This window comes from Colwellia sp. KU-HH00111, assembly GCF_040362745.1.
Taxonomy (GTDB): domain Bacteria; phylum Pseudomonadota; class Gammaproteobacteria; order Enterobacterales; family Alteromonadaceae; genus Colwellia.
In genome coordinates, this window is record NZ_BAABWO010000001.1 from 384,954 (window position 1) to 407,480 (window position 22,527).

Consider the following 22,527-nt stretch of genomic DNA (forward strand, 5'->3'; position numbering starts at 1 on the left):
TTTTAGCACTTTGGACTTACTGTGATTTACTAGTACGCCTGCTCTGTAATGGTCTAATAAAACTGGAAATGTTTATAGCATATAATAAGCAAAACCTTAAAGGTGTCTAAATCACCAGAAGAATAAAAATTAATATCAGCCCAAACCAAAAGCTATTCTGATTAATCATTCTCATTTAGCTCAATTTACAATGTTCTTGCCGTGTATTTACAGCGATTAGAGGTTACCTCAAATTGAAATATATAGACGGCCTGTGTTACTGTCAGGTTACTACACCTAAACAAGGATTTATTTTGAGTAGCCAATCGTTATTTATTCATGCGCGACGGATTTTTGCGCAATCTATTTTCATTCTGACTTTGCTGTTGCTCTTAGGTATTCAAGCAACGGCTTATTCACAAGTTCTACATTCACAAAAATTAGTCGGTAATTGGGCACTCCCTAAAAGTAATCTGGGTAGGATAGAGTTAACTTTATGGCACGATACAAGGTGGTCTCAAGATATTCGCAGTGTAGGTGTATTACAGGGCGTAATATCGTTTGCTAAGCAACCGCAATGTAATACTAATGTGGCATTTCCTTTAGGCAATAACACTATGTGGGTGGCAAGACAAGCAACTGAAAAGAAAGAGGTTGATAGTCGTAATAGGGCTTTTAAGCTAAGTATTCCAAAAAGTGTTAGAATGTTTAGGAAAAATGATGAGGATCATGCGCAGGCTAAAAAATGTAAAAGGATATGGGAATTTATCCATTTAAAATCTTTTGTTGCTCCCGTTAAAATGACCGGCAATATGTCTATTATTATGGGATTTAAACTCGTAGAGCTTACTAGAGTGAAACCCAGTAATGCGCAAAATCAAATGATTAAAGAATATGCAGGCGGTAAACCCACCGCTGTTGAACTTACCATTATACAAAATCCTCAGAATGTGACGGCCGATTCTTTAAGAAAAGTGCCAGCTACTTGCGCAATGTATTTCGGTGAATTAGCCGATATCAAAGTACAAATTAAAAAGGTATTTCCTTTTGATCTCCTTCATTTAGAGTCATCGCCACAGCAAGATATTCTGGTCGGAACAAAAAGAGGAGGAAGTGGACGAGGGCCAACTGAATATCGCCAACCTTTGCCATCTAATGTCAATATTAAGAATTTACAATATGACATCTATAAGTATGGCAATATCCATGAGCATCCTAACACAACAGATTGTGAGACAATTAAAAATGCTTTTATGTTAACCAGCTTGATTAGTGAAAAAAAGGTCGATTTATCACAGCTTGTTGTAAACTTACCCTCTCAAATTGATAAAGAACAAAAACTTAAGGATTTAACTCGCTTTTACTTAGTCGACACAAGTGGCGTAGACCAAATATCGTTTAATGGTACTGACTTTAACCAATCAGTTGCCATTAGAGTGTATGGTAAAACTAACGCTTACAACCCTAGTGATAGAACACGGTATACTATATGGGACAGCAAGCAACAAGAATTGTTAATCAGAAATACCATGAAGAATACCGAAACCGGCAATATTACGCGTGATATTGAAGGAGGCGCGACAAATACTATTTTTAAGTTCAGTAAAAATACCAGCCAGCAACACTCTCAACCTGTATGGCAGTCTAGTCAGTATCAGTTGATTGATAAATCGGGTAATGAAAAGCCCAACCAAGCGCTTTGTATTGAATGGGTCGCTGGTAAAAATGACGCCACTGAAAAGTGTTTACGTAAATCTTCCCTCGCTGCAAATAAAATGCGTATGATGTATTTAACACAAAGTGAGAAAGTCGCCATAGCCCTTTTTAACGAATTGGCGCCCCAGGCAACCATGAATACAAACCAATTAACTAAGCGCTGCGAAAACAAGGAACTATGTAATTTACCGGGTGGCGAGTATTTAGATGCAATGCTACGTACTGACACCGCCACGATAAGTAAATTAGATGCGCAGTATTTAGGAAAACTTCAAACGTTTATGAATACCAATCCTCTTAAAGAATTAGCTGAAGCCGCGGGCAGAAAAATGAATATGAGTATAAGTATGTCGAATGCCGCTATAGAAGAATATTTATTTAATTACCGGAATAACGATAGAGAATGCATGGCCGGAACTTCAACTTATACTGCGCATGCGAGTTCTGACACTGTACTGGAGCTTGATGGTTTTGGAAATTCAAGAGTCATTGCAGAAGGTCGTAATTACACTGAGCAATTCAAAATACCTAGCTATTTACTTGGGTTGTGTCAGGAAGTTTGTGAAGTACGCGCTATGTCGCATGCTTTACTTAATGAGCATGAAGTGTTGCGCGGCGTGCGTAAAATGCAGGAAACCTTTAAATGTGATTCACCACTCATTAAGCAATTTGAAAAGAGTATGGGACAGCTCCGGTCAACAAGAAGCCAAGGACCAACGCTGCAAAGAAATACTATGTGATTTGAAAATCAGCTTTCTATGAGATCAACTTTCAAACTTGAGAACCGCGATGCAGTGGGCTAAATGTCTTCTTTGTCGCTTAAGCAGGTATACATCTTCCTGGTCCTCTATATCGCTTTTTTATACCAAGTTGATTAAGATCTTTCCCACTCAGCGAGAGAAAAGGTTTAGAGGCAAGGCATTGATTGAAGAGAACGGTCATTCAGGAGAATATGCTCCTGCATTCTCTAATAAGCTACATCCATGTAGTGTCCTTGTCAAAATCAATATCGCAGCATGTAAGTCTTTTAAACTGGCCCTTTGGGAGCTTGCTCGATACCTACTAACATCGTTAAATTCGTTTGATTAAGAATGACTAGACCTAAACAAATTTGTCTTGTTATTGAGCATCGAGCATAGCTCTGAGTTGGGAAGAAATATAAGAAAATTGGTATTATTCCGTAGAAAACACCTAAAAATGATTAAGAAAAATTAGATTTACCCTAATACCCAATTCGTCCTAATGGGGTTTAAGCTAAATAGGATGGATCTTGTGCCTATCAATAACACGAAATAAATATTAAACAGGTGTGTAAGTCACGAATAGTGCAGGGTAGATAAAATATTGGTGTAAGTGAAAGTTGATTAAGAATTTAACCAATCGATAGATACAAAAAAGCCCTAACCGAAGTTAGGGCTGCTTGCTTCCTACGAAGGAATGGTGCCGACTGCCGGAGTCGAACTGGCGACCTACTGATTACAAGTCAGTTGCTCTACCAACTGAGCTAAGTCGGCACACAAAGCTGTGTGCAGTATTATTGCTTTTATAAAGCATAATACTTTGGCACCGAAATCATGCTTAATATTACTATTGAGCACCATCTCTTAAAATGGTGCCCCGACCCGGAATTGAACCAGGGACACGAGGATTTTCAATCCTCTGCTCTACCAACTGAGCTATCGGGGCATTTCATCTATTGCAAGGTTATTTCGCTACCTCGTTAAGACGGGGCGTATTAAACTGTTTTTCTTTATTTCAGTCAACCCTTTTTTTTAATTAAATGTCTGTTTGGTGTTTTTTTCTGCGCTTTGATGTTTTAAAAGCCATTTAACTGCCAAAATAGTATGTTAACTGAGAATATTATTTAAAGTTGGTGCTTATATTCTCTAACCAAGGTTACTTGCTTGGCGGTACATAACCTTCAATATCAGGCTCTATATCATTAAACAAATAGTCTATCATGGCTTTTTCTAAAAAGGCGCGATCATCAACATTCATCATGTTCATTTTTTTCTCGTTAATTAACATGGTTTGTTTTTTTTGCCAGTCAGTCCATGCTTGTTGACAAATGTTATCAAATATTCGTTTACCAACCTCACCCGGATACAATTGAAATCTTTGCCCTTCGGCTTCTGTTTGTAATTTCTGGCAAAATACCGTTCTGCTCATTAGTCGTCTCTTTTTATAAATGATGAATATTTCAGCTTGTCGGCGATTTTAGCATAATCAACTAAATTGCATAAGGCTTATCACGCAGTTGCTTTTAATATCTGTGTCCACTGTCCGAAATATCATACTTCATCAACCTTTACTGGTGTCCGCGGACACATTCAAAGGTTGTTGAATTGCTGTAATTTATTTTATTTCAATGGTTTATCTTGTTGGCATGCAAGATGCTGCTATCTAGTTAAGTCGAAAGAGAGGAATAAAGATGATTCGTGATACTGGTGAACAAGATACTGTGATGAATAATCATAAAAGTTCTTGGTTGAAAAAAGGCGTGATAACGCTTGTTGCTGTTTCAGCTATTTTACTAACGTGGCAAGCAACAAGTGCTTGGCTAAGTAATGAAGTAAGTATAGCTAAAGCACAGTTAAAACTGGCAACTGTGGAACGTGGTGATCTTCATCGAGATATTGTAGCTTCAGGAAAAATTGTTGCCGCTAATGCCCCTATCATATATAGCCCAGAGCAAGGCTTAGTAACTATGTTGGTAAAGCCTGGTGATATGGTGAAATCAGAGCAAATTGTCGCACAGATTAATAGTCCACAGCTGATGGCGAAACTCAATCAACAACAAACTCTGGTACAGCAACTAACGTCGGCCTTGAATCGAGAAAAGCTTAGCGCCCGTCGCAAACATCTTGAATTGCAACAAAAACTTGAACTAGCAAAAGTAGATTTGGCAGCGGCAGAACGAGAAGCTCGCCGTGCCAATAGTTCAATTGATCGCCAATTGATCAGTCAAATAGATTTTGAGCAAGCACAAGATGATTTATCTCGAGCAACACTACGTGCACATCATGCTGAGCAAGAAGCTGATTTATCGAAAGATACCTTAGCCTTTGAGGTTGAAAATAAAGCGTTAGAATTAAAAGCACAAACACAAGTTTTGACCGAATTGCAGCGTAAAGTGAGCGAACTTACAGTACTGACGCCAGTAGCGGGTATTGTTGGTAATTGGTTAGTTGAGCAAAAAGCTAAAGTCGCAATTAATCAGTCATTAATGATGATTGTGGATTTATCAACTTATGAAGCCGAATTGCAAGTAGCAGAGTCTTATGCTGACGAATTGGGCTTAGGTATGACGGTAGAAGTAACTATTGCCGGTAAGCAAATAACAGGGCAACTGTCATCTATTTCACCAGAAGTGATCAATAGTCAAGTAACAGCAAGGGTTCGCATGTTGACCAATGAAGAGGCGGCACTTAGGCAGAACCAACGGGTGAGCGCTCGGATTATTTTAGAACAAAAAAATAATGTTTTGATGGTACGCAGAGGGCAGTTCTATCAAAGCGGCGCTGGCAAAACAGCTTACCAAATAAAAAATGATATAGCACAACGTATAGCATTAGAAAGCGGCACGACAAGTATGAGCCATATCGAAATTTTACACGGGGTTGAAGAAGGTGACACCTTGGTTATCTCAAGCCTAGATGTCTTTGATAATAAAGAAAAAGTGTTACTTTACTAATTATATTTTAAGGAGAACAATATGTTAAAAATGTCATCAATTAATAAGGTTTATCAAACTGAGCTTGTACAAACACATGCCTTGCGAGATTTCAGTCTATCAGTTAAAGAAGGCGAGTTTGTTGCTGTTACTGGGCCTTCGGGTTCAGGCAAAACCACGTTTTTGAATATTGCAGGTTTATTGGAAAACATTTCTTCGGGGGATTTTCAATTAGATGGGCAAAGTATTGTCGGCTTGTCTGATAGTGAGCTGTCTCGTTTAAGGAATGAAAAAATAGGATTCATTTTTCAAGGGTTTAACTTGATACCAGATTTGAATCTCTTTGAAAACGTAGATGTACCACTACGCTATCGCGGTTTTAGTCGTAAAGAACGCAAACAAAAAATAGAACAAGCCCTTGAGATGGTCGGTTTGGCAGCGCGAATGAAACATTTACCCTCTCAGCTATCAGGGGGACAGCAACAACGCGTTGCAATTGCACGTGCACTGGCAGGTGAGCCTAAGTTTTTACTGGCTGATGAACCTACAGGTAACTTAGATAGTTTAATGGCTAAGCAAGTGATGGAATTATTAGAAAACATTAACAAGCAAGGGACAACTATAGTCATGGTCACACATGATCCTGAGTTAGCTCGTCGGACCCAGCGAAATATTCAAATTGTAGATGGTCAGTTATGTGATTTTACCATGTATCAAGGCGGCACAGTCGAAAGTGTCAATGAACAGGAAGCTATAGCTTAAGCAAGCTAAGGAGGAAATATGTTTAGCTATTACTTACAATTGGCTATTAAAAGCCTGAAAAGCACCCCAACAACAACCTTACTTATGGTGTTAGCTATTGCTTGTGGTATTGGTATATCAATGACGGCACTTACGCTAAATCACATGACAGGTAATAACCCTATACCGGAAAAGTCATCGCAATTATTTTCTGTACAGCTACAAGCGTCAGGTAAAACATCTGAATGGCGCACAATAGACAATATGCCTGTTCAATTAACGTATCAAGATGCAGTTAACTTAATGAGAGGGATGCCAGAGTACAAGCACACCGCTATGTATAAAACCGGTTTTTCTGTACGCTCACTAGACCCCAAATTTACGCCATTCTTGCGCTCAACACGGCTAACAACGAGACATTTTTTCTCAATGTTTAATATTAGGTTTTTGCATGGTGCGCCCTGGAGTGAAACAGTTGACAAGAATCCAACCTTACAGGTAGTAATTAATAATGATTTGAATGAGAAATTGTTTGGTGGCGGCGATAACACTGGAAAAGAAATGCTCTTAAATGACAAAGTGTTTCAAATTGTTGGCATTATTGAAGCTTGGCAACCCAAACCGAAGTTTTATGATGTAAACAATGGTGCCTTTCAAGCGGCCGAACAAGTGTTTATTCCTTTCATTTTATCAGGTGTGCATGAATTTGAGTCATGGGGCAATAACAATGGCTGGAAGGAGGAACATAGTAATACCTACCAAGACAAGCTAGCTTCTGAAACCTTGTGGATTCAGTATTGGGCGGAATTGCTAACAGAGCAAGCAAAAGATGAATTCCAGCAATACTTAGCCGGATATGTGGCAGAACAAAAAAAACTGGCACGCTTTGAACGAGACGATGCCCGCGGTATATTGCGAGATGTACAGCAATGGCTTGATTATAATAATGTTGTTGGCAACGACAGCTATGTATTAGTCGCAGTAAGTTTTATGTTTTTAACCGTTTGCCTGGTTAACTCTATCGGTTTGTTGTTAGCTAAATTTTTACGGTCAGCACCTAGTGTTGGAGTGCGCAGAGCACTCGGAGCAAGTAAAGGGCAGGTGTTTGCTCAGCACTTAGTTGAAGTAGGCGTGTTGGGGCTTATTGGTGGTTTACTTGGTTTGGTATTCGCTTACTTAGGATTAACGCTGTTAAAGAATAATTTTGATGGTTTTGATTTTGTCGCCACCATGGACATGACCATGTTTTTTGCTGCACCAGTTATTGCGGTTAGCGCGACAGTATTGGCCGGTATTTATCCAGCATGGCGCGTTTGTACCACCTTACCTTCAATTTACTTAAAAACTCAATAGGAGTACTGTGATGTTAAATATTTCCCCAATATTCAATGCGATGATGCGCAATAAAAGCAGTATTATTTTGATTGTCTTGCAAATAGCACTGACTTTAGCCATTGTCAGTAACGCTGCTTTTATCATCAAAGGTCGCATTGACGATATGCAGCGTGGTAGTGGTCTTGCTGAAACTCAACTTATTGGTTTTCATATGTACTTTTATGATGATGCGGTTAATATCGCAGATCAATTGTTGCTTGATCAGCAAAAAGTGTTAGAGCTTCCTGGTGTTATCGACGCAACGGCGATTAATCAAATTCCTTTATCGGGCAGTGGTGACTCTTGGACATTCCGTAATCAACTTGATTCAGACGGTGCACAAAATATTAATGCTGGAGTTTTTCTTGGTAACTACAATATTGCAAATGTTTTTGGTCATAAAATTATTGAGGGCAGAAACTTTCGTCCTGATGAATTGGTAATTCGTGAACGTGATGGTAATACTCCAAAGGTGACTATCATTACCCAAGCCTTATCGGATAAATTGTTCCCAGAGGGTAACGCTCTTGGAAAATTTATCTACAGTGCTGATGTTCCTGTACAAGTGATTGGTATTATAGATAAAATGCAGGGTTCTTGGTTACATTCACCAATGGTTGAACAAACAGCGTTAATGCCTGTACTTAATGTGCGAAAATTTATGCGCTTTATTATTCACGTTGAAGCAGAACAAGTAGATAGCGTGATTGCTAACGTTCAGCAGTTTCTCTTAGCTCAAGAAAATCGTCGGGTTATAAGTTCGGCAGAAACGCTATTAGAAAAGAAAAAACGCAGTTATCAAAGCGATAAACTCATGACCAATATGTTAATCGTGATTATAGCGGTACTTATTTTTATTACCGCGCTAGGTATTGCTGGAATGACGGTATTTAATGTTAACCGACGACAAAAGCAAATAGGCACTAGGCGAGCGTTAGGTGCAAGTCGGTTAGATATTTTGCGATATTTCATGACAGAAAGTGCCGTTATCGCTTTGATTGGCATTACTATAGGTGTTGTGTTGGCATTGGTGTTAAATAACTATTTAATGACCTATTTTTCTACATCATCATTAGCATTTAATTATATCGTCACCACGTTGGTTGGTATTATCGTCGTGGTAGAATTTGCCGTGTTTTGGCCTGCACGTAAGGCGTCAATGATATCACCAGCTATTGCGACACGTTCGGTGTAGTTGTTAAACAAGTAGACCTTTAGTAAAGGTCTACGACTTTTCTTCTAATTGCGCTTAATTTCTACTAATATCAATTGATTGAGTTATAGTAAGCGCTGTATGAATCTGAGAAACAGAATTGATTTATGGATAAAATTTTAATCGTTGATGACAATCCGTCGGTATGTAATGCACTGTCCATATTATTGGAGTTGCATGACTACCAAGTGTTAATCGCTAGTAGCCCGGTAGAGGCTATGCCTATCATTATGTATCAGAGCGTTGCTTTAGTGATTTTAGATATGAACTTTAGCCAAGACACCACCAGTGGCGTAGAAGGACAACAAGCATTTTATCAAATGCGCGACCAGCAACCCGATTTACCCGTAATTCTACTTACTGCATGGACTGATTTAACCATGGCGATTGAATTGGTTAAGCACGGTGCTGCTGATTATTTAGCTAAGCCTTGGGACGATGAAAAGCTGCTGGTAACTATTAACAACCTGATTGAGCTAAATGAACTCCAGCAGGAGTCACAACGACTTGGTCAACAAAAGCGTGAGCGCGACTCTATCAATCAGCAGGCAAACTTATGTGGGTTAGTTTTTACCAGTACCGTCATGCAGCGCCTGGTTGATATGAGCCTGCAAATTGCAAAGTCAGATGTTGGCGTGTTGATCACTGGGCCTAATGGCGCAGGTAAAGAAAAAATTGCTGATATTATTCATGCGAATTCGCTACGGGCAAGACAACCCTTTGTGAAAGTTAATGTTGGCGCATTGCCTATTGATTTAATGGAAGCCGAATTGTTTGGCGCCGAGGCAGGGGCATACACTGGGGCGAATAAAAAACGCATCGGGCGTTTTGAAGCAGCGGATGGCGGTACATTATTTTTGGATGAAATTGGCAATTTATCACTTTCAGGGCAAGTTAAATTACTTAGAGTCTTGCAAACAGGCGAGTTTGAACGCTTGGGTAGCCACGAGACTATCACTGTCAATGTTCGGGTAGTTAGTGCAACTAATGCTCATTTGATTCAAGACATACAAGCAGGAAAATTCAGAGAAGATTTATATTATCGTTTAAATGTTATAGGAGTCGAGTTACCTGCACTGGCAGAGCGTAAAGATGATATCTTACCGTTGATTGAGCATTTTACTGAGGGTAAAAAACCAATTCCAAAACAGACTATGCTCGCATTACAAGCCCATAATTGGCCGGGTAACGTGCGCGAGCTAGAAAATGCCTGCCAACGAGCCATGGTATTGTCCCAATCACCAGAGTGGCAACCTCAAGACTTTGGTTTAGCTTCAATTGCCCCTCAAGAACAAGTTCAAAGTGAGCTGATAACCCAGAATATGATAGTGCAAGCTATTGCAGAGCATCAAGGCGTTATTAGTAGAGCAGCTAAATCTTTAGGGCTGAGTCGCCAAGCGTTATATCGTCGTATGGACAAATTTGGAATTAACAAATAATGCTGCATACGATAAAGGCAAAAGTGACAACCATAGCTTTAATTACCTCTTGGGTGAGTAATGTAGTGTTGTATATATATCTACAGCAAGCAGATTGGCTATTGCTGATACTAATTATGCTGTTTACGTCTTTATTAGTGGCTGCATTAGTCAATTATTTGTTTAAAACTATAAGTGAAAAAATTATAGCCCTTGAAACCGGTTTATTAAATTTTAAAGACAATGAATTTTCTAATAGTTTATCCGTTAATGGCAATGATGAACTAAGCCAACTCTGTCATCTTTATAATGAGGCAGCAGAAAAACTGAGGTTTGAGAAGCAAAGCATTTACCAGCGAGAATTACTACTTGATAAGGTTATTGAAAGTTCACCTATTATGATGTTTTTGGTGGATGATGATGATTTTTTTGTTTACTCCAACACATCGACACGTCACTTTCTCAATCAAGGGAAACGTTTAGAAGGAGAGGTGTTTTCTACCTTGATTAGTCAATGGCCTCAGGCTCTAAAAGAAGCCATTTCTCATCATCAAGATGGCTTGTTTGTCATTGAACATCAAGACAGTAGTGAAACATGGCACCTTTCACGCGGAGATTTTTTACTTAATAATAAAAAACATCAGTTATTTTTGTTGAAACAAATGACACGTGAGTTAAATCGTCAAGAAGTTGCAGTATGGAAGAAGGTAATTAGAGTGATCAGCCATGAGCTTAACAACTCACTAGCGCCTATTTCATCAGTAACACATTCAGGGAAGTTGCTGGCAAAAAAATATGATGATAGCAAATTATCGTTAATTTTTGAGACGATAAAAGAGCGCATCGATCATTTAAATCAATTTATCCTAGGTTACGCAAAGTTTGCAAAGTTGCCAACACCTCGTCTGACAGCAACAGAGCTGGCAGTTTTTATTGAGCAATTGCAGGCGCAATTGGATTTTAATTTACAATCGGAAGTGCCTAATATCAGCATAAAGTTTGATGCTAGCCAAATAGAACAAGCTTTGATTAATCTAGTGAAAAATGCACAAGAGTCGGGTTCGGCATTCGAAGATGTTGTAATGCAAGTGTCATTAATGCCTGATACTCTAAATATAGCGATAAAAGATAGGGGAGCTGGTATGTCCGAACAAGTGTTAAAAAATGCCCTTATTCCTTTTTACTCCACAAAACAATCTGGTACAGGGCTTGGTTTAGCTTTATGCAGAGAGATTATTGAAGCTCATGAAGGAAAGCTGTCAATTCATAATCGCCAAGGAGGTGGTTTAGAAGTTGTTGTTAGCTTACCACAAGTGCCTGTAAATCCTAATTAATGTAGTAACCTAGTCAGTACTCATCATACCAAATAGCTCAATATATTAGTTCTGTCGATATATACCCAAGCAACTTCACGGTGCTCGTTTTAGTGCGCTTGCGCGCATCGCTTTGCCCAATTGCCATTATGCTCTTTTTGGCAGCGTTCTTCTGTATCGTATGATATATGGCTAACTATGTTACGGATATTGATATTGAGTTTAAATAATGCTTGGTGAATCAGACTATTAAGCTGCTGGCGGTGATGAGACTTAAGAAATATATTGAGGTTATGCTCTGTATCAAAAACACACACTATTTTTAAACTTTTGGGAAAGTGAGCATAATTAACGATGTGAGTTAACCATTGAAAACCGTTATATTGAGTTAATGAGTGCTGACAAACTTGGGTCAAGCACTCTCCGAGTTGTTTATCTCGCTTTTTATCTGTTTTTCGCATAACAATACAATTATCACTTATTGAATTTCAGAGCGCAGTTCCACCGTATTGCCTTGTGGATCTGTAAGGTAAACTGATTGGCCAAAACCTTGCGCGCCATAGCGTCGTTCAAATGTACCTAGTTTAATGCTGTGATTGAGAAAATGTTGACGAATTGCATCTTCACTTATTGATTTTAGCTGTAGACAAAAATGGTCTAGATTGTTGTCTTTGTCGGTTGGCGTAGCACCGCCTTTGCCACCGAGTTCACTATGGATATTAACAATATCAATCAGTGCATTACCTGCACGTAACTGTGTTAAGCCTATTGCGGGGTCTGTTTCTCGCTCTAATGTACAACCGAGAATATCACAATAAAAGTGCACCATTTGGGTTAATTTGTCAGTACGTAAAACTATATGGTCAATGCCTATGATGGTTAACATTGTTACTCCTCGAAAAAGTTATGATCAGACCATAGCAAGTTCGTTAATTTCAGCTAATATTTTGCAACTTGATGCAGCTAAGCCAACACTATTGGTGTTATCTAACTTGTACCATTTATGGTTTGTTGGCTCATTAATTTGATTATGGTTGGCTAATGTACAATCTACAAGTATGGGTTCAATATCAAGGTGGAAATGGCTAAAAGTATGACGAAATTCAGTTAATTTAGTGGTGTTTACAAGGGTTAAGCCCAACGCATTTAATAGCGATGAAACTTCATTTTTATTGCTTGCTTCTAAAAAACAATAGAGCCCACCCCAAATACCTGATGGTGGCCTTTTTTCCATTAACACCTGATTATTAATACGTGGGATCAACATAATCGTTGATTTTACCGGTATAGCTTTCTTAGGCTTTTTCTGTGGGTAGTTAGCTTGTTCATTGGCAGCAAAGGCTAGGCAGCCATTTCTTACTGGGCACTGTTGGCATAACGGTTTAGTGCGGGTACAAATCATTGCGCCGATATCCATCATTGCTTGATTGTAATGTTCAACTTGATGTTTAGGCGTTAGTTTTTCGGCTATTGGCCATAAGGCTTTTTCAAACTTAGCTTGGGCGTTATGGCCAGTAACTAAATAACAGCGAGCGAGCACCCGCTTAACATTACCGTCTAAAATTGCGTGATGCTGCTTGAGTGATAAGCTTAAAATAGCTGCAGCGGTTGAGCGACCAATCCCTGGTAGGGCTATAACTTGCTCGATGTCGTTGGGAAATTCACCTTGATAATCATCTCGTACTATTTGTGCAGCCTTATGTAAGTTTCGTGCTCGAGCGTAGTAACCTAAGCCAGTCCAATGATGTAAAACCTGATCTTGTTCGGCGTTAGCTAAATCAGTAATAGTAGGAAAGCTAGCCATAAAACGTTGGTAATAAGGGATAACAGTTTTGACTTGGGTTTGCTGTAGCATGATTTCAGAAACCCAAACACTATAAGGCGTTTTATGTTGCTGCCAAGGTAAATGTTTTCTTCCTTGATGGTGATACCAGTCAACGACTTGGCTAGCGAACTTATTGGCTGAAGCAATGGAAATATCAACATTAAAAATTGGGGCAGACGTCATTGGCGTATTAATCATGGTCATTTCATAAATAGATGCGCAGTGTAGCGAATTTTGATTATGGACTCAAAAATGTTTAATGGCGTGGCATAAATTTGTTTTATTGCTTTGTCGGAAATCTGTATAATGGCGGCAATTATTTTTTAGATACCAATGTTATGAGGCTATGCCATGAAAGTTGATGCAAAGAATCGAAGTCAGCGACTACGCAAGAAGTTAAGAGTTGATGAATTTAAAGAGTTAGGTTTTGATGTGGCTTGGCAATTAAATGAAGATATTACCAGTGATGAATTAGATGCTTTTATTGATAAGTTTTTTGCTGAAGTTATTCAACCCAATGGTTTAGGTTTTGGTGGTGAAGGCGACACATTATGGCATGGTTTAATTTGTACTCAAAAATTAGGCTGTTGTACTGATGAAAATCGTAAAGCAGTTGAACAGTGGTTAACTGCCAATGGTGCTACCTCAGTAGCAGTTAGCGATCTTTACGATGTTTGGTGGGCAAATGACTGAGAAAACACATAAAACCTTAGAACAAGCCGAACAAGAAGGTAAATACATTCGAAAAGTGCGTAGCTTTGTTAAACGTGAAGGTCGCTTAACTAAGGCTCAAGAGCGAGCTTTAAATGATCACTGGCAAACAATGGGATTAAATCATAGTGATGGGCTAATTAATACCAATTCACTATTTAATAATGACCATCCGGTTGTATTAGAAATTGGTTTTGGTATGGGTAAATCCTTAGTTGAAATGGCTAAAGCAGCCCCAGAGCTAAATTTTATTGGGGTAGAAGTACACAAACCAGGAGTAGGGGCTTGTATTGCTACAGCTATAGAGCAAGACCTTGAAAACTTAAAAGTTTACGAGCACGACGCAATTGAAGTATTAGCGGATTGTATTCCCGATAATAGTTTAACGACAGTGCAACTCTTTTTCCCTGACCCTTGGCATAAAAAGAAGCATCATAAACGCCGTATTGTACAAGCCGACTTTGTTGAAGCCATTCGTAAAAAATTAAAAGTAGGCGGTGTTTTTCATATGGCAACGGATTGGGAAAACTACGCCGAGTGTATGTTGGCTGATATGCAATCAGCTAACGGATATATTAATCTTTCTACCACTAATGATTATGTACCGCGACCTGACTCTCGTCCGCTAACTAAATTTGAAAACCGTGGTCAACGGTTAGGACATGGTGTTTGGGATTTACAGTTTGCTAAAAGCTAACCCCTGGTTGTTGATAGTTAATTAAGTTGACTTAGGTAAATAGGCTTTTTCAACATAAAATAAATGTTGAGCGTTACTTAAGTTTCCTGAATCTTTTAGCCATTGCTCAGTAATGATTTCTCTTTGTAAAGCCGCATGCAATATGCGGCTTTTATATTGGGTCCAATAAAAAATAGTTGCCTGTTTATGACAATCATTATTGGGAAACACGTCACTGCGATTGTTGTCTAGCTCTGCAATAATACTAGCAACCACTTTCTCTTTTAAATCATCTTCTATCTTGTGCTTAAAACGAGTAAAGCGTTTCGCCTTAATCAATTGCCAGATCAACCAAACTAACGAAGCAAGAGCAAGTATAGCGATAATTTGCATGTTTTTTCTCGAATATCAATAATGGCAGAATAATAGCAACATTATAAAAAAAATATCAAATTATTTATCATACCCTGTTAAATTTGTTAGCCGTTGTCATTGTGGCGGTTAAAGTTGACTTTTCCCAGTAACAGGCATTAAATGGTCACTGAAGGATAAGCCGTTTGTATAAGCAGCATTAATGAATAAAGCCATTGAAATCCATAACAAACTGACGAAACGATTGTTGCTCTATATATTATTATGTAGTGTATTTCTTTCTGTGTGTTCAACGCTAGTTCAGCTGTACTCATTCTTTAAAGATGATTTGACCTTGTTAGAACAACGTTTTGAAGATATCGAAAAAAGCTATATCCCAGCGATTGCCAATAGTTTATGGGATTTCAATAAATCGTTAGTTGCACAGCAAATTCAAGGTATTGTAGAGCTACCAGATATTGGCTTTGTTCGGGTTGAAAATGACTTTGATTACCGATATCAATCTGGAAACGCTGACATTGTTACTAAAAAATATCATCAATTCCCTATTGTTTTTAATGGTAACCATGTAGGTAAGCTTCATGTGTATGCTGACTATCAAGATCTATATCAAAGACTATGGCAACAGGCAGGTTTTATTCTTGTCACTGAGTTTATCAAAATCTTTATTGTTGCTTTCTTTATTGTACTTATTATTGATAAATTAATTACCAGACATTTATTTAAAATAACTCATTATGCGCAAGATTTAGCAAGCCATAATTTAAATAATGAATTGGTTTTATCAAATCGTCCTGCTGTTGAAGATGAGCTAGACTATTTAGTTAGTGCAATTAATACCATGCGTGTTAATTTACAAACAGAAATAACTAAACTAGAAGATGCTGAAAATGCTTTGTTGCAGTTAAATGGTGAATTAGAAGTTAAAGTTCATGATAGAACCGCAAAATTAGAAAATACCAATAAGCAACTACATCATTCGCTTAATACTTTGACTATTGCACAAGAGCAATTAGTACAATCTGAAAAAATGGCATCTCTAGGGCAGTTAGTTGCTGGGGTAGCTCATGAAGTTAATACCCCCTTGGGTATTTGTATTACATCTATTACTGCACTTAAAGAACGAGTTGATAATATTCAACAAGCACTTGATTCGCAAGTACTAACCAAATCCTATCTTGTCGATTCTTTGAAATTACTGCTTGAATATGAGCAGATTATTGAACGAAGTTTAAATAAGTCGGTTGAATTGATTCGCAGCTTTAAATCGGTTGCGGTTGAACAACATACTGATCCACAGGAGTGTATTAACTTACACCAACATGTTTATGATGTTGTCAATACAGTTAAAACATTGTTTAAGCATAAAAAATACCATATTAGTATTGAAGTCGATGAAGATCTTAACTTGATTACTTACCCCAGTGCTTGGAATCAAATTCTGACTAATTTTTTGATGAATTCTCATATCCATGGTTTTGAGGATCGCCAAGCAGGTGAAATATCAATAGCCTTTAGCCAAAACGATGAAATGCTAACACTTGTGTATTGTGATAACGGTAAAGGCATAGGAGAAGAATTCAAGCCCCGTATCTTTGACCCTTTTGTTACCACTAAACGCGGCCAAGGAGGCTCTGGCTTAGGGTTGAATATTGTCTTTAATTTAGTTAATGCGAAATTAGGCGGTACAATAAAGCTGTTAGAGTCTGAGCAAGGGGTTTGTTTTCAAGTAGTGGTACCAATTAACTCAGCAAAACAAAACCTAGCTATTGCAAATAGTTAAGGGTTTTTAGATGTAAATCATCACTTTGTTTTTGCTTTAAAAACAAGCAAATATTGACTTTTGCCACCTAAATCTATAGTATTCCCGCCCTCTAAAATCTAAGCGAAAATTCATTATTGTTTGAGAGTATGGTACTTGGACGATGTTATTTATACTTGAGTTTTTTGCAAAGTATCTAATTTAACCAACGAGATAAAAATGTTTGAATTACACGCCAGTAAAACGTCGAATTTGAAAAATGATGTATTGTCAGGCTTAACGGTCGCTCTAGCGTTAGTACCAGAAGCAGTAGCCTTTGCTTTTGTTGCCGGTGTTGAGCCTTTAGTAGGGCTTTATGCTGCATTTATGGTTGGTTTGATCACCGCAATATTTGGTGGTCGACCGGGAATGATTTCTGGGGCAACTGGGGCTATGGCTGTTGTTATGGTGAGCTTAGTTGCCATTCATGGTGTTGAATACCTCTTTGCGACGGTCGTGCTAACCGGGGTGCTGCAAATATTAGCCGGTATATTTAAGCTGGGTAAGTTTATTCGTTTAGTGCCACATCCGGTAATGCTTGGATTTGTTAACGGTTTAGCTATTGTTATCTTCTTAGCGCAACTTGGGCAATTTAAAGTAACCAATAGCGCAGGCGAACTTGAGTGGTTACAAGGCACACCTATGATGATTATGGCTGGGTTAATTATAGTAACCATGGCAATTATTCATTTTTTACCTAAATTGACAAGTGCTGTTCCTTCATCACTGGTAGCGATTGTTGTGGTGACCTTATTAGTGCAAAGTCTAGGGTTAGATACCCGCACCGTAGTCGATTTTCTTCGTGATATGACCAATGATCCTAGCGCTTCTATTGCCGGTGGTTTACCGCAGTTTTCAATACCGAATGTTCCTTTTAATTTAGAAACATTAAAAGTGATTTTACCATTCGCCTTAGTGCTAGCTGCTATTGGTTTAATTGAATCATTATTAACATTAACCTTGATTGATGAGCTAACAGGCACACGTGGTCGAGGCAATAAAGAATGTATTGCTCAAGGTGCGGCAAATACAGTGACCGGATTTTTTGGTGGTATGGGCGGTTGTGCCATGATTGGTCAATCTATGATTAATGTAAACTCAGGTGGTCGTGGTAGAGCTTCAGGTATTACCGCGGCACTCGCTTTATTAGGTTTTATTTTATTTGCCTCTGGCTTAATTGAAATGATCCCAATAGCTGCGTTAGTTGGCGTAATGTTTATTGTGGTTATTGGCACTTTTGAGTGGTCAAGTTTTAGAATTTTAAGCAAGGTGCCTAAAGCTGATGCGTTGGTTATTATTTTAGTTTCTGGTGTTACGGTAGCAACTGATTTAGCCATAGCGGTAGTGGTTGGTGTCATTGTTTCTGCGTTAGTGTTTGCTTGGGAGCATGCTAAGCACATTAAAGTTGATCGTAGTATTGATGCTAATGGTTCAACTGTTTATGAAGTCACTGGACCAATATTTTTTGGCTCAGTAGCTACATTTTTAGAACAGTTTGATGTTGAAAAAGACAGTGATGATGTGGTTGTTGAATTTAAACGCTCGCGAGTTGCTGATCATTCGGCCATTGAAGCGATTGATACTTTGGCTGAACGTTATTTAACAAAAGGTAAGACGTTACATTTAAAACACCTTAGCCAAGAATGCCAATTGTTATTGGAAAAAGCAGGTGATTTAGTTGAAGTGAATGTAATAGAAGACCCTGATTACCATATTGCTTCTGATAAGCTAGCGTAAGTTACGCTAGCAAGGAAAATATTAAAGTATGCGCTGATAAGTTATACTAAACTTACAGCGCATTTTTTATGTGCTGAAATTTATCTCTACGGTGAATGGTATGTTGCGATGAGTAGCCGTCATGGGCGTTATTGCGCTTTATCGCGTTTATAGGTACAAAGGTACAGTAGTAAAATGCAGTTAGAATTTTTTGAAATTCCCAGCCCCTGTGTAGGCGTGTGTCAATCTGACGAAAAAGGTTATTGTCTTGGTTGCATGCGTACGCGTGATGAACGACAAAATTGGGTCAATCTTGATAATGACAATAAACAAAAAATTATAAAGCGCTGCATCCAAAGAAAAAAACGCAAAGCAAACAAAGGTGTTGCTACAAAAGGTGCGCATACAACATCATCACAAGAGCAACATCAAGTTGAACAGCCTTCATTGCTCGATCCGCCAAGTAAGCACAAACTAGCTACAGATAGTGATTTAGACTTTAATGACTTTGAGTTATAGCGTGAGTTAACCGCAGCCTTTTGCAAAGTCATTTCTTTTACAAAGTAATTAGAAAACGGTTGCGACCTAAAGAAATTCTAGCTATGATACGCGCTCTTTGAAGCATTGCCTTTATATTATCTTTGATAATATAAAGGCAATGCTTCAAATGCCCCGATAGCTCAGTTGGTAGAGCAGAGGATTGAAAATCCTCGTGTCCCTGGTTCAATTCCGGGTCGGGGCACCATTTTTATTATTGAAAAAGATTGAGAAAACTAAAGCCTGCAAGATTTTGCAGGCTTTTTGCGTTTTAGACGTTTGATAGTGTAAGGGCTCAATAAATATTCAATATTAATGCATGATTATTCATTTGGTTTGAGGTATAATCGGCCACATTAGTTGTACAAAAAATTCGTTATACAAAATTAACACCGTAATTAGAAAGGTATTAAACTTATGTTCTCACAGTTAACTCAGTTACCCCCCGATCCTATTTTAGGTTTATCGGTAAAATTTAAAGCAGACGCCAACCCAAATAAAATTGATCTTGGCGCAGGTATATACAAAGATGAAAATGGTCATACGCCGGTTTTGTCTTGTGTAAAAGCAGCTGAAAAATTTCGTTTAGATAATGAAAGTAGTAAAGCATATTTAGGCTCTGCTGGTTCAGCATTATTCAATGAAAAAATGACTGCATTGATTTTAGGTGATCACAAGGTGATCCGTGACAATCGTATTCGTACCATCTCTACTCCAGGCGGCACTGGTGCTTTACGTACCGCTGGCGAGTTTATCAAAACCTGCACACCGGGCGCTACTATTTGGGTAAGTAATCCGACTTGGGCGAATCATCAAGGTGTTTTTAAAGCGGCAGGCTTAGCCATTGAAACTTATCCTTATTATGATTATGAAAACAATTGTTTAGACTTTTCGGGTATGCTTGAAGCTTTAAAACAAGTACCTAAAGGCGATGCTGTTTTAATTCATGCGTGTTGTCATAACCCAAGTGGTATGGATTTAAGCAAAGAGCAATGGCAACAAATTGTTGACGTTGCTAAGCAAGTGGGTTTTTTGCCTGTTATTGATATGGCTTATCAAGGTTTTGGTCAAGATTTAGATAGTGACGCTTATGGCCTTAGGTTAATGGCTGACTCAGTTGAGCAAATGATTATCTGTAGCTCATGTTCAAAGAACTTCGGTTTATATAGAGAGCGTATTGGTGCTTGCTCTATTATTGGTAAGGATTCAATTTCAGCGGATATAATTAACTCGGTATTACTTTCTGTTGTTCGTGTTAATTACTCAATGCCACCTGCACACGGGGCGGCGATAGTTGAAACTATTTTAAGCTCAGCAGAATTAACTACTCAATGGCACGGCGAGTTAAAAGAAATGCGTGATCGTATTAATGGTATGCGTCAGCTGTTAGTGGAGCAATTAGTTGCTAATGGCGTTACTCGTGATTTCAGCTTCATTACCGAACAAAATGGTATGTTCTCATTTTTAGGGATTGATCAAGCACAAGTGCAACGCTTACAAGACGAATTTAGTATTTATATTGTTGGCTCAAGTCGTATCAGCCTTGCGGGGATCTCTCCTGATAATGTGAATTACTTAACACAATCTATCGCTAAAGTGCTTTAGTCATTTAAAAATTTCTGTTGATTACACACTCAAAAGCTCGCAAGTATAAAAACTACTTGCGAGTTTTTTATTTTTAGGTTGAATAGTATCTTTTGCTCTACTCCCTCCATTACCTTGTTTTTCTTAATTGAATGATAGATTATATTTAACGTATAGAGTAAGTTGACATAATATCGTAAGAACATGAGTTATAAAGTAAATAATTAAAAAATATTTAAGCAAGGATTTTGTCCAGTTAACAATACTATTAGTATTCACATTACCTAAACAAGAAAGGAACTCTTAAATGAATATGTCTAGAAGTGAAGTTAAAATTACGGTTGCAAAGCTACTCGAGGTTGCTTATTCAAAAGATAAAGGATTAACAACTAAGATAATGGCAGAAAAAGGTAGGGCTAAATTAGTTGTCGATCAAACAGGAAAAGCAACTCTTACTGGAACTTTAGGTTCTTTATCATTTAGTGGTGCCCCAGTATTAAATAAAATAGGGGTTAAAATTAAAAGAGTGACAGTTAACTTTGAAAATAAAGGTAAAATGAAAGTCGTTTATAGAGCAACTTTCAATTTAGAAGTAATCAGCCTAACTGTTATGGGAGATTTTAATTTGGAAGAATTAATTATTTCTTGCTCTGGCTTATTATGTCAAGCTGCCAGAGCACTTAAAGGCAGGCATAAAGCTTATGACATGGAATTACAAAAAATCATGGGGAGGTAATAGTGCGAGTTTTATTATTTTTATGTACTCTGTTACTAGGTTCCTGTGCTACACATGAGCAAGGTAAATCACTTTACTCTACTTTTTTAGATTATGAGTCAAATACTAGTAAAAGTAATATTATTCAGAGTAGCCCTAGCTTTTTCAGTAAAAATTTACTGAATCAATTAAACCTTAATAGTTTGGAAGTTGCTGAGCAATTATTGTTTAAGGGATATATGGCTAAGAAAATCAATAATTTCGAAATGATCTTGGGAACATCTGGCTGCTTAACCATTAATGGTTTTGATTCAGAAAACATGCCTATATCATTTAACCTTAAATATATTAAGTCCGAACAGCGGTGGTTAATTGATGAAATAAATGTATTTTTTGCTAGTGATGAAGCTGACTTTAGTCAAACGGCAAAATGCCCCAGTGAATATAATAACTAAATGTTGAACAGCGCTTCACCTTAAAATAACACGTTAGTTAGAACGCGCCCCTGTAATATAGCCTCTTAATAAATTGAAATCTCGAAGTTAGCAAATCCCTTTTTTTGCTAACTTCGAGATTTATCAAGACAAATTTATTACAAAACTTAAACAATCTTATCGCTAGTAACAATCACACCATCGGTATCGGCATATAGGTAATCACCGTGGTTAATCTCAATACCACCAAATGCTAAACTTATAGCACGCTGACCTGAAGTCACCGGAATGTATTTCCTTGAACAGGTTCCTAAGGCATATAAAGCAACAGGGATATCTGTTATTTGAAAGGTATCTCTGATGTAGCCATTAACAACAATGCCAGCGTAATTGTTTTTATGGGCAAACTTCATCAAGTTTTCACCGACAACGGCAAAATATTCTTGGTCTACGTCAACAACGACTATTTTACCTGCACCATCTTCGTCTCTAAGCAATGAAATCAAATCGGCATTGTTTTTGTCTAATTTTATGGTCACTATTTCGCCTTGGCATTTGCTAGCGCCGCCATAGTTTTGATAGCCAAAGCCTAATACAGAGACTTTATCGCTGTATTCATCACAGATATCTGCGGTAAAAAATGTCATAAATGTGTCCTGTTCTTTTTTTATATAGGGTATAAGCCAGTATTCTAGCATTAAAGGAGTGTTTTTCACTAAACTTTGATAC

The 22,527-nt window shown here is 38.0% G+C and carries 21 protein-coding genes and 3 tRNA genes; 16 read left to right on the forward strand and 8 right to left on the reverse strand.

Annotated elements, in window-relative coordinates:
* Positions 1-293: 293 nt before the first annotated feature.
* The gene (locus tag ABXG98_RS01545) at positions 294-2,435 is read left to right on the forward strand and encodes a hypothetical protein (protein WP_353536921.1); all 2,142 of its coding nucleotides are present in this window, start codon (positions 294-296) and stop codon (positions 2,433-2,435) included.
* Positions 2,436-3,133: 698 nt separating this feature from the next.
* On the opposite strand, the gene ABXG98_RS01550 is transcribed toward ABXG98_RS01545, so the two are convergent.
* The 3 genes from ABXG98_RS01550 to ABXG98_RS01560 all read right to left on the reverse strand — a co-directional run bounded on the left by ABXG98_RS01550 (position 3,134) and on the right by ABXG98_RS01560 (position 3,864).
* Positions 3,134-3,209 (reverse strand) — tRNA-Thr (locus ABXG98_RS01550).
* Positions 3,210-3,305: 96 nt separating this feature from the next.
* A tRNA-Phe gene (locus tag ABXG98_RS01555) sits at positions 3,306-3,381 on the reverse strand.
* A gap of 210 nt (positions 3,382-3,591) precedes the next feature.
* Positions 3,592-3,864: an oxidative damage protection protein gene (locus ABXG98_RS01560; protein ID WP_353536922.1), complete on the reverse strand. Its 273-nt coding sequence runs from the start codon at positions 3,862-3,864 to the stop codon at positions 3,592-3,594.
* 262 nt (positions 3,865-4,126) lie between these two features.
* Between ABXG98_RS01560 and ABXG98_RS01565 the strand changes: the two genes are divergently transcribed.
* The 6 genes from ABXG98_RS01565 (at position 4,127) to ABXG98_RS01590 (ending at position 11,448) form a co-directional block, all read left to right on the forward strand.
* On the forward strand, positions 4,127-5,389 hold the full coding sequence (locus ABXG98_RS01565; protein WP_353536923.1) for an efflux RND transporter periplasmic adaptor subunit: 1,263 nt from the start codon (positions 4,127-4,129) through the stop codon (positions 5,387-5,389).
* Between the two features lie 21 nt (positions 5,390-5,410).
* On the forward strand, positions 5,411-6,130 hold the full coding sequence (locus tag ABXG98_RS01570; RefSeq protein ID WP_353536924.1) for an ABC transporter ATP-binding protein: 720 nt from the start codon (positions 5,411-5,413) through the stop codon (positions 6,128-6,130).
* Between the two features lie 18 nt (positions 6,131-6,148).
* A complete protein-coding gene (locus ABXG98_RS01575) occupies positions 6,149-7,462 on the forward strand; it encodes an ABC transporter permease (RefSeq protein WP_353536925.1) in 1,314 nt (437 codons plus the stop codon).
* Positions 7,463-7,472: 10 nt separating this feature from the next.
* A complete protein-coding gene (locus ABXG98_RS01580; protein WP_353536926.1) occupies positions 7,473-8,678 on the forward strand; it encodes an ABC transporter permease in 1,206 nt (401 codons plus the stop codon).
* Between the two features lie 125 nt (positions 8,679-8,803).
* Entirely contained in the window at positions 8,804-10,135 is a 1,332-nt protein-coding gene (locus ABXG98_RS01585) for a sigma-54-dependent transcriptional regulator (protein WP_353536927.1), read from the forward strand.
* Positions 10,135-11,448: a sensor histidine kinase gene (locus ABXG98_RS01590; protein ID WP_353536928.1), complete on the forward strand. Its 1,314-nt coding sequence runs from the start codon at positions 10,135-10,137 to the stop codon at positions 11,446-11,448. Before ABXG98_RS01585 ends, ABXG98_RS01590 begins: the two co-directional genes overlap by 1 nt.
* 89 nt (positions 11,449-11,537) lie before the next feature.
* Here the strand turns inward: ABXG98_RS01590 and ABXG98_RS01595 are convergent, their stop codons facing one another.
* Genes ABXG98_RS01595 through mutY form a run of 3 tightly spaced genes read right to left on the reverse strand, consistent with a single transcriptional unit; the run spans position 11,538 to position 13,450 of the window.
* On the reverse strand, positions 11,538-11,888 hold the full coding sequence (locus tag ABXG98_RS01595; RefSeq protein WP_353536929.1) for a Fis family transcriptional regulator: 351 nt from the start codon (positions 11,886-11,888) through the stop codon (positions 11,538-11,540).
* A gap of 17 nt (positions 11,889-11,905) precedes the next feature.
* The gene (locus tag ABXG98_RS01600; protein ID WP_353536930.1) at positions 11,906-12,313 is read right to left on the reverse strand and encodes a VOC family protein; all 408 of its coding nucleotides are present in this window, start codon (positions 12,311-12,313) and stop codon (positions 11,906-11,908) included.
* A gap of 24 nt (positions 12,314-12,337) precedes the next feature.
* Positions 12,338-13,450 (reverse strand): A/G-specific adenine glycosylase, encoded by a 1,113-nt coding sequence (gene mutY, locus ABXG98_RS01605; protein ID WP_502901522.1) that lies wholly within the window; start codon positions 13,448-13,450, stop codon positions 12,338-12,340.
* 153 nt (positions 13,451-13,603) lie between these two features.
* Between mutY and ABXG98_RS01610 the strand changes: the two genes are divergently transcribed.
* Entirely contained in the window at positions 13,604-13,945 is a 342-nt protein-coding gene (locus ABXG98_RS01610) for a YggL family protein (RefSeq protein ID WP_353536931.1), read from the forward strand.
* Positions 13,938-14,660, forward strand: coding sequence for a tRNA (guanosine(46)-N7)-methyltransferase TrmB (gene trmB, locus ABXG98_RS01615; protein ID WP_353536932.1), 723 nt, complete (start codon positions 13,938-13,940; stop codon positions 14,658-14,660). The genes ABXG98_RS01610 and trmB overlap by 8 nt, the downstream gene beginning before the upstream one ends.
* 21 nt (positions 14,661-14,681) lie before the next feature.
* Here the strand turns inward: trmB and ABXG98_RS01620 are convergent, their stop codons facing one another.
* On the reverse strand, positions 14,682-15,032 hold the full coding sequence (locus tag ABXG98_RS01620) for a hypothetical protein (protein WP_353536933.1): 351 nt from the start codon (positions 15,030-15,032) through the stop codon (positions 14,682-14,684).
* A 181-nt stretch (positions 15,033-15,213) separates the two neighbouring features.
* Here ABXG98_RS01620 and ABXG98_RS01625 point away from each other — a divergent pair, with 181 nt between their 5' ends.
* From ABXG98_RS01625 to ABXG98_RS01655, 7 genes are all read left to right on the forward strand, one after another.
* Positions 15,214-16,794, forward strand: a complete 1,581-nt coding sequence (locus ABXG98_RS01625; protein ID WP_353536934.1) for a sensor histidine kinase — start codon at positions 15,214-15,216, stop codon at positions 16,792-16,794.
* A 198-nt stretch (positions 16,795-16,992) separates the two neighbouring features.
* Positions 16,993-18,549 (forward strand): SulP family inorganic anion transporter, encoded by a 1,557-nt coding sequence (locus tag ABXG98_RS01630; protein ID WP_353536935.1) that lies wholly within the window; start codon positions 16,993-16,995, stop codon positions 18,547-18,549.
* 174 nt (positions 18,550-18,723) lie between these two features.
* Positions 18,724-19,047, forward strand: coding sequence for a DUF1289 domain-containing protein (locus ABXG98_RS01635; RefSeq protein ID WP_353536936.1), 324 nt, complete (start codon positions 18,724-18,726; stop codon positions 19,045-19,047).
* Positions 19,048-19,197: 150 nt separating this feature from the next.
* A tRNA-Phe gene (locus tag ABXG98_RS01640) sits at positions 19,198-19,273 on the forward strand.
* Between the two features lie 209 nt (positions 19,274-19,482).
* Complete coding sequence (locus tag ABXG98_RS01645) at positions 19,483-20,670, forward strand: amino acid aminotransferase (protein ID WP_353536937.1); 1,188 nt, start codon at positions 19,483-19,485, stop codon at positions 20,668-20,670.
* Positions 20,671-20,956: 286 nt separating this feature from the next.
* Complete coding sequence (locus ABXG98_RS01650) at positions 20,957-21,385, forward strand: hypothetical protein (RefSeq protein ID WP_353536938.1); 429 nt, start codon at positions 20,957-20,959, stop codon at positions 21,383-21,385.
* Positions 21,386-21,387: 2 nt separating this feature from the next.
* Positions 21,388-21,819 carry a hypothetical protein gene (locus ABXG98_RS01655; protein ID WP_353536939.1) on the forward strand — a complete coding sequence of 144 codons (432 nt, stop codon included), beginning with the start codon at positions 21,388-21,390 and terminating at the stop codon, positions 21,817-21,819.
* A gap of 146 nt (positions 21,820-21,965) precedes the next feature.
* Here the strand turns inward: ABXG98_RS01655 and ABXG98_RS01660 are convergent, their stop codons facing one another.
* Complete coding sequence (locus tag ABXG98_RS01660) at positions 21,966-22,445, reverse strand: RraA family protein (protein WP_353536940.1); 480 nt, start codon at positions 22,443-22,445, stop codon at positions 21,966-21,968.
* Positions 22,446-22,527: the final 82 nt, after the last annotated feature.

Excerpts from the sequence above, each read along its gene's own strand:
- ABXG98_RS01580 (WP_353536926.1), top strand. The coding sequence starts at position 7,473 with ATGTTAAATATTTCCCCAATATTCAATGCGATGATGCGCAATAAAAGC.
- ABXG98_RS01650 (WP_353536938.1), top strand. The coding sequence starts at position 20,957 with ATGAATATGTCTAGAAGTGAAGTTAAAATTACGGTTGCAAAGCTACTC.
- ABXG98_RS01590 (WP_353536928.1), top strand. The coding sequence starts at position 10,135 with ATGCTGCATACGATAAAGGCAAAAGTGACAACCATAGCTTTAATTACC.
- ABXG98_RS01600 (WP_353536930.1), bottom strand. The coding sequence starts at position 12,313 with ATGTTAACCATCATAGGCATTGACCATATAGTTTTACGTACTGACAAA.
- ABXG98_RS01610 (WP_353536931.1), top strand. The coding sequence starts at position 13,604 with ATGAAAGTTGATGCAAAGAATCGAAGTCAGCGACTACGCAAGAAGTTA.
- ABXG98_RS01575 (WP_353536925.1), top strand. The coding sequence starts at position 6,149 with ATGTTTAGCTATTACTTACAATTGGCTATTAAAAGCCTGAAAAGCACC.
- ABXG98_RS01625 (WP_353536934.1), top strand. The coding sequence starts at position 15,214 with ATGAATAAAGCCATTGAAATCCATAACAAACTGACGAAACGATTGTTG.
- trmB (WP_353536932.1), top strand. The coding sequence starts at position 13,938 with ATGACTGAGAAAACACATAAAACCTTAGAACAAGCCGAACAAGAAGGT.
- ABXG98_RS01630 (WP_353536935.1), top strand. The coding sequence starts at position 16,993 with ATGTTTGAATTACACGCCAGTAAAACGTCGAATTTGAAAAATGATGTA.
- ABXG98_RS01560 (WP_353536922.1), bottom strand. The coding sequence starts at position 3,864 with ATGAGCAGAACGGTATTTTGCCAGAAATTACAAACAGAAGCCGAAGGG.
- ABXG98_RS01660 (WP_353536940.1), bottom strand. The coding sequence starts at position 22,445 with ATGACATTTTTTACCGCAGATATCTGTGATGAATACAGCGATAAAGTC.
- ABXG98_RS01620 (WP_353536933.1), bottom strand. The coding sequence starts at position 15,032 with ATGCAAATTATCGCTATACTTGCTCTTGCTTCGTTAGTTTGGTTGATC.
- ABXG98_RS01565 (WP_353536923.1), top strand. The coding sequence starts at position 4,127 with ATGATTCGTGATACTGGTGAACAAGATACTGTGATGAATAATCATAAA.
- ABXG98_RS01595 (WP_353536929.1), bottom strand. The coding sequence starts at position 11,888 with ATGCGAAAAACAGATAAAAAGCGAGATAAACAACTCGGAGAGTGCTTG.
- ABXG98_RS01570 (WP_353536924.1), top strand. The coding sequence starts at position 5,411 with ATGTTAAAAATGTCATCAATTAATAAGGTTTATCAAACTGAGCTTGTA.
- ABXG98_RS01585 (WP_353536927.1), top strand. The coding sequence starts at position 8,804 with ATGGATAAAATTTTAATCGTTGATGACAATCCGTCGGTATGTAATGCA.
- ABXG98_RS01645 (WP_353536937.1), top strand. The coding sequence starts at position 19,483 with ATGTTCTCACAGTTAACTCAGTTACCCCCCGATCCTATTTTAGGTTTA.
- ABXG98_RS01635 (WP_353536936.1), top strand. The coding sequence starts at position 18,724 with ATGCAGTTAGAATTTTTTGAAATTCCCAGCCCCTGTGTAGGCGTGTGT.
- mutY (WP_502901522.1), bottom strand. The coding sequence starts at position 13,450 with ATGATTAATACGCCAATGACGTCTGCCCCAATTTTTAATGTTGATATT.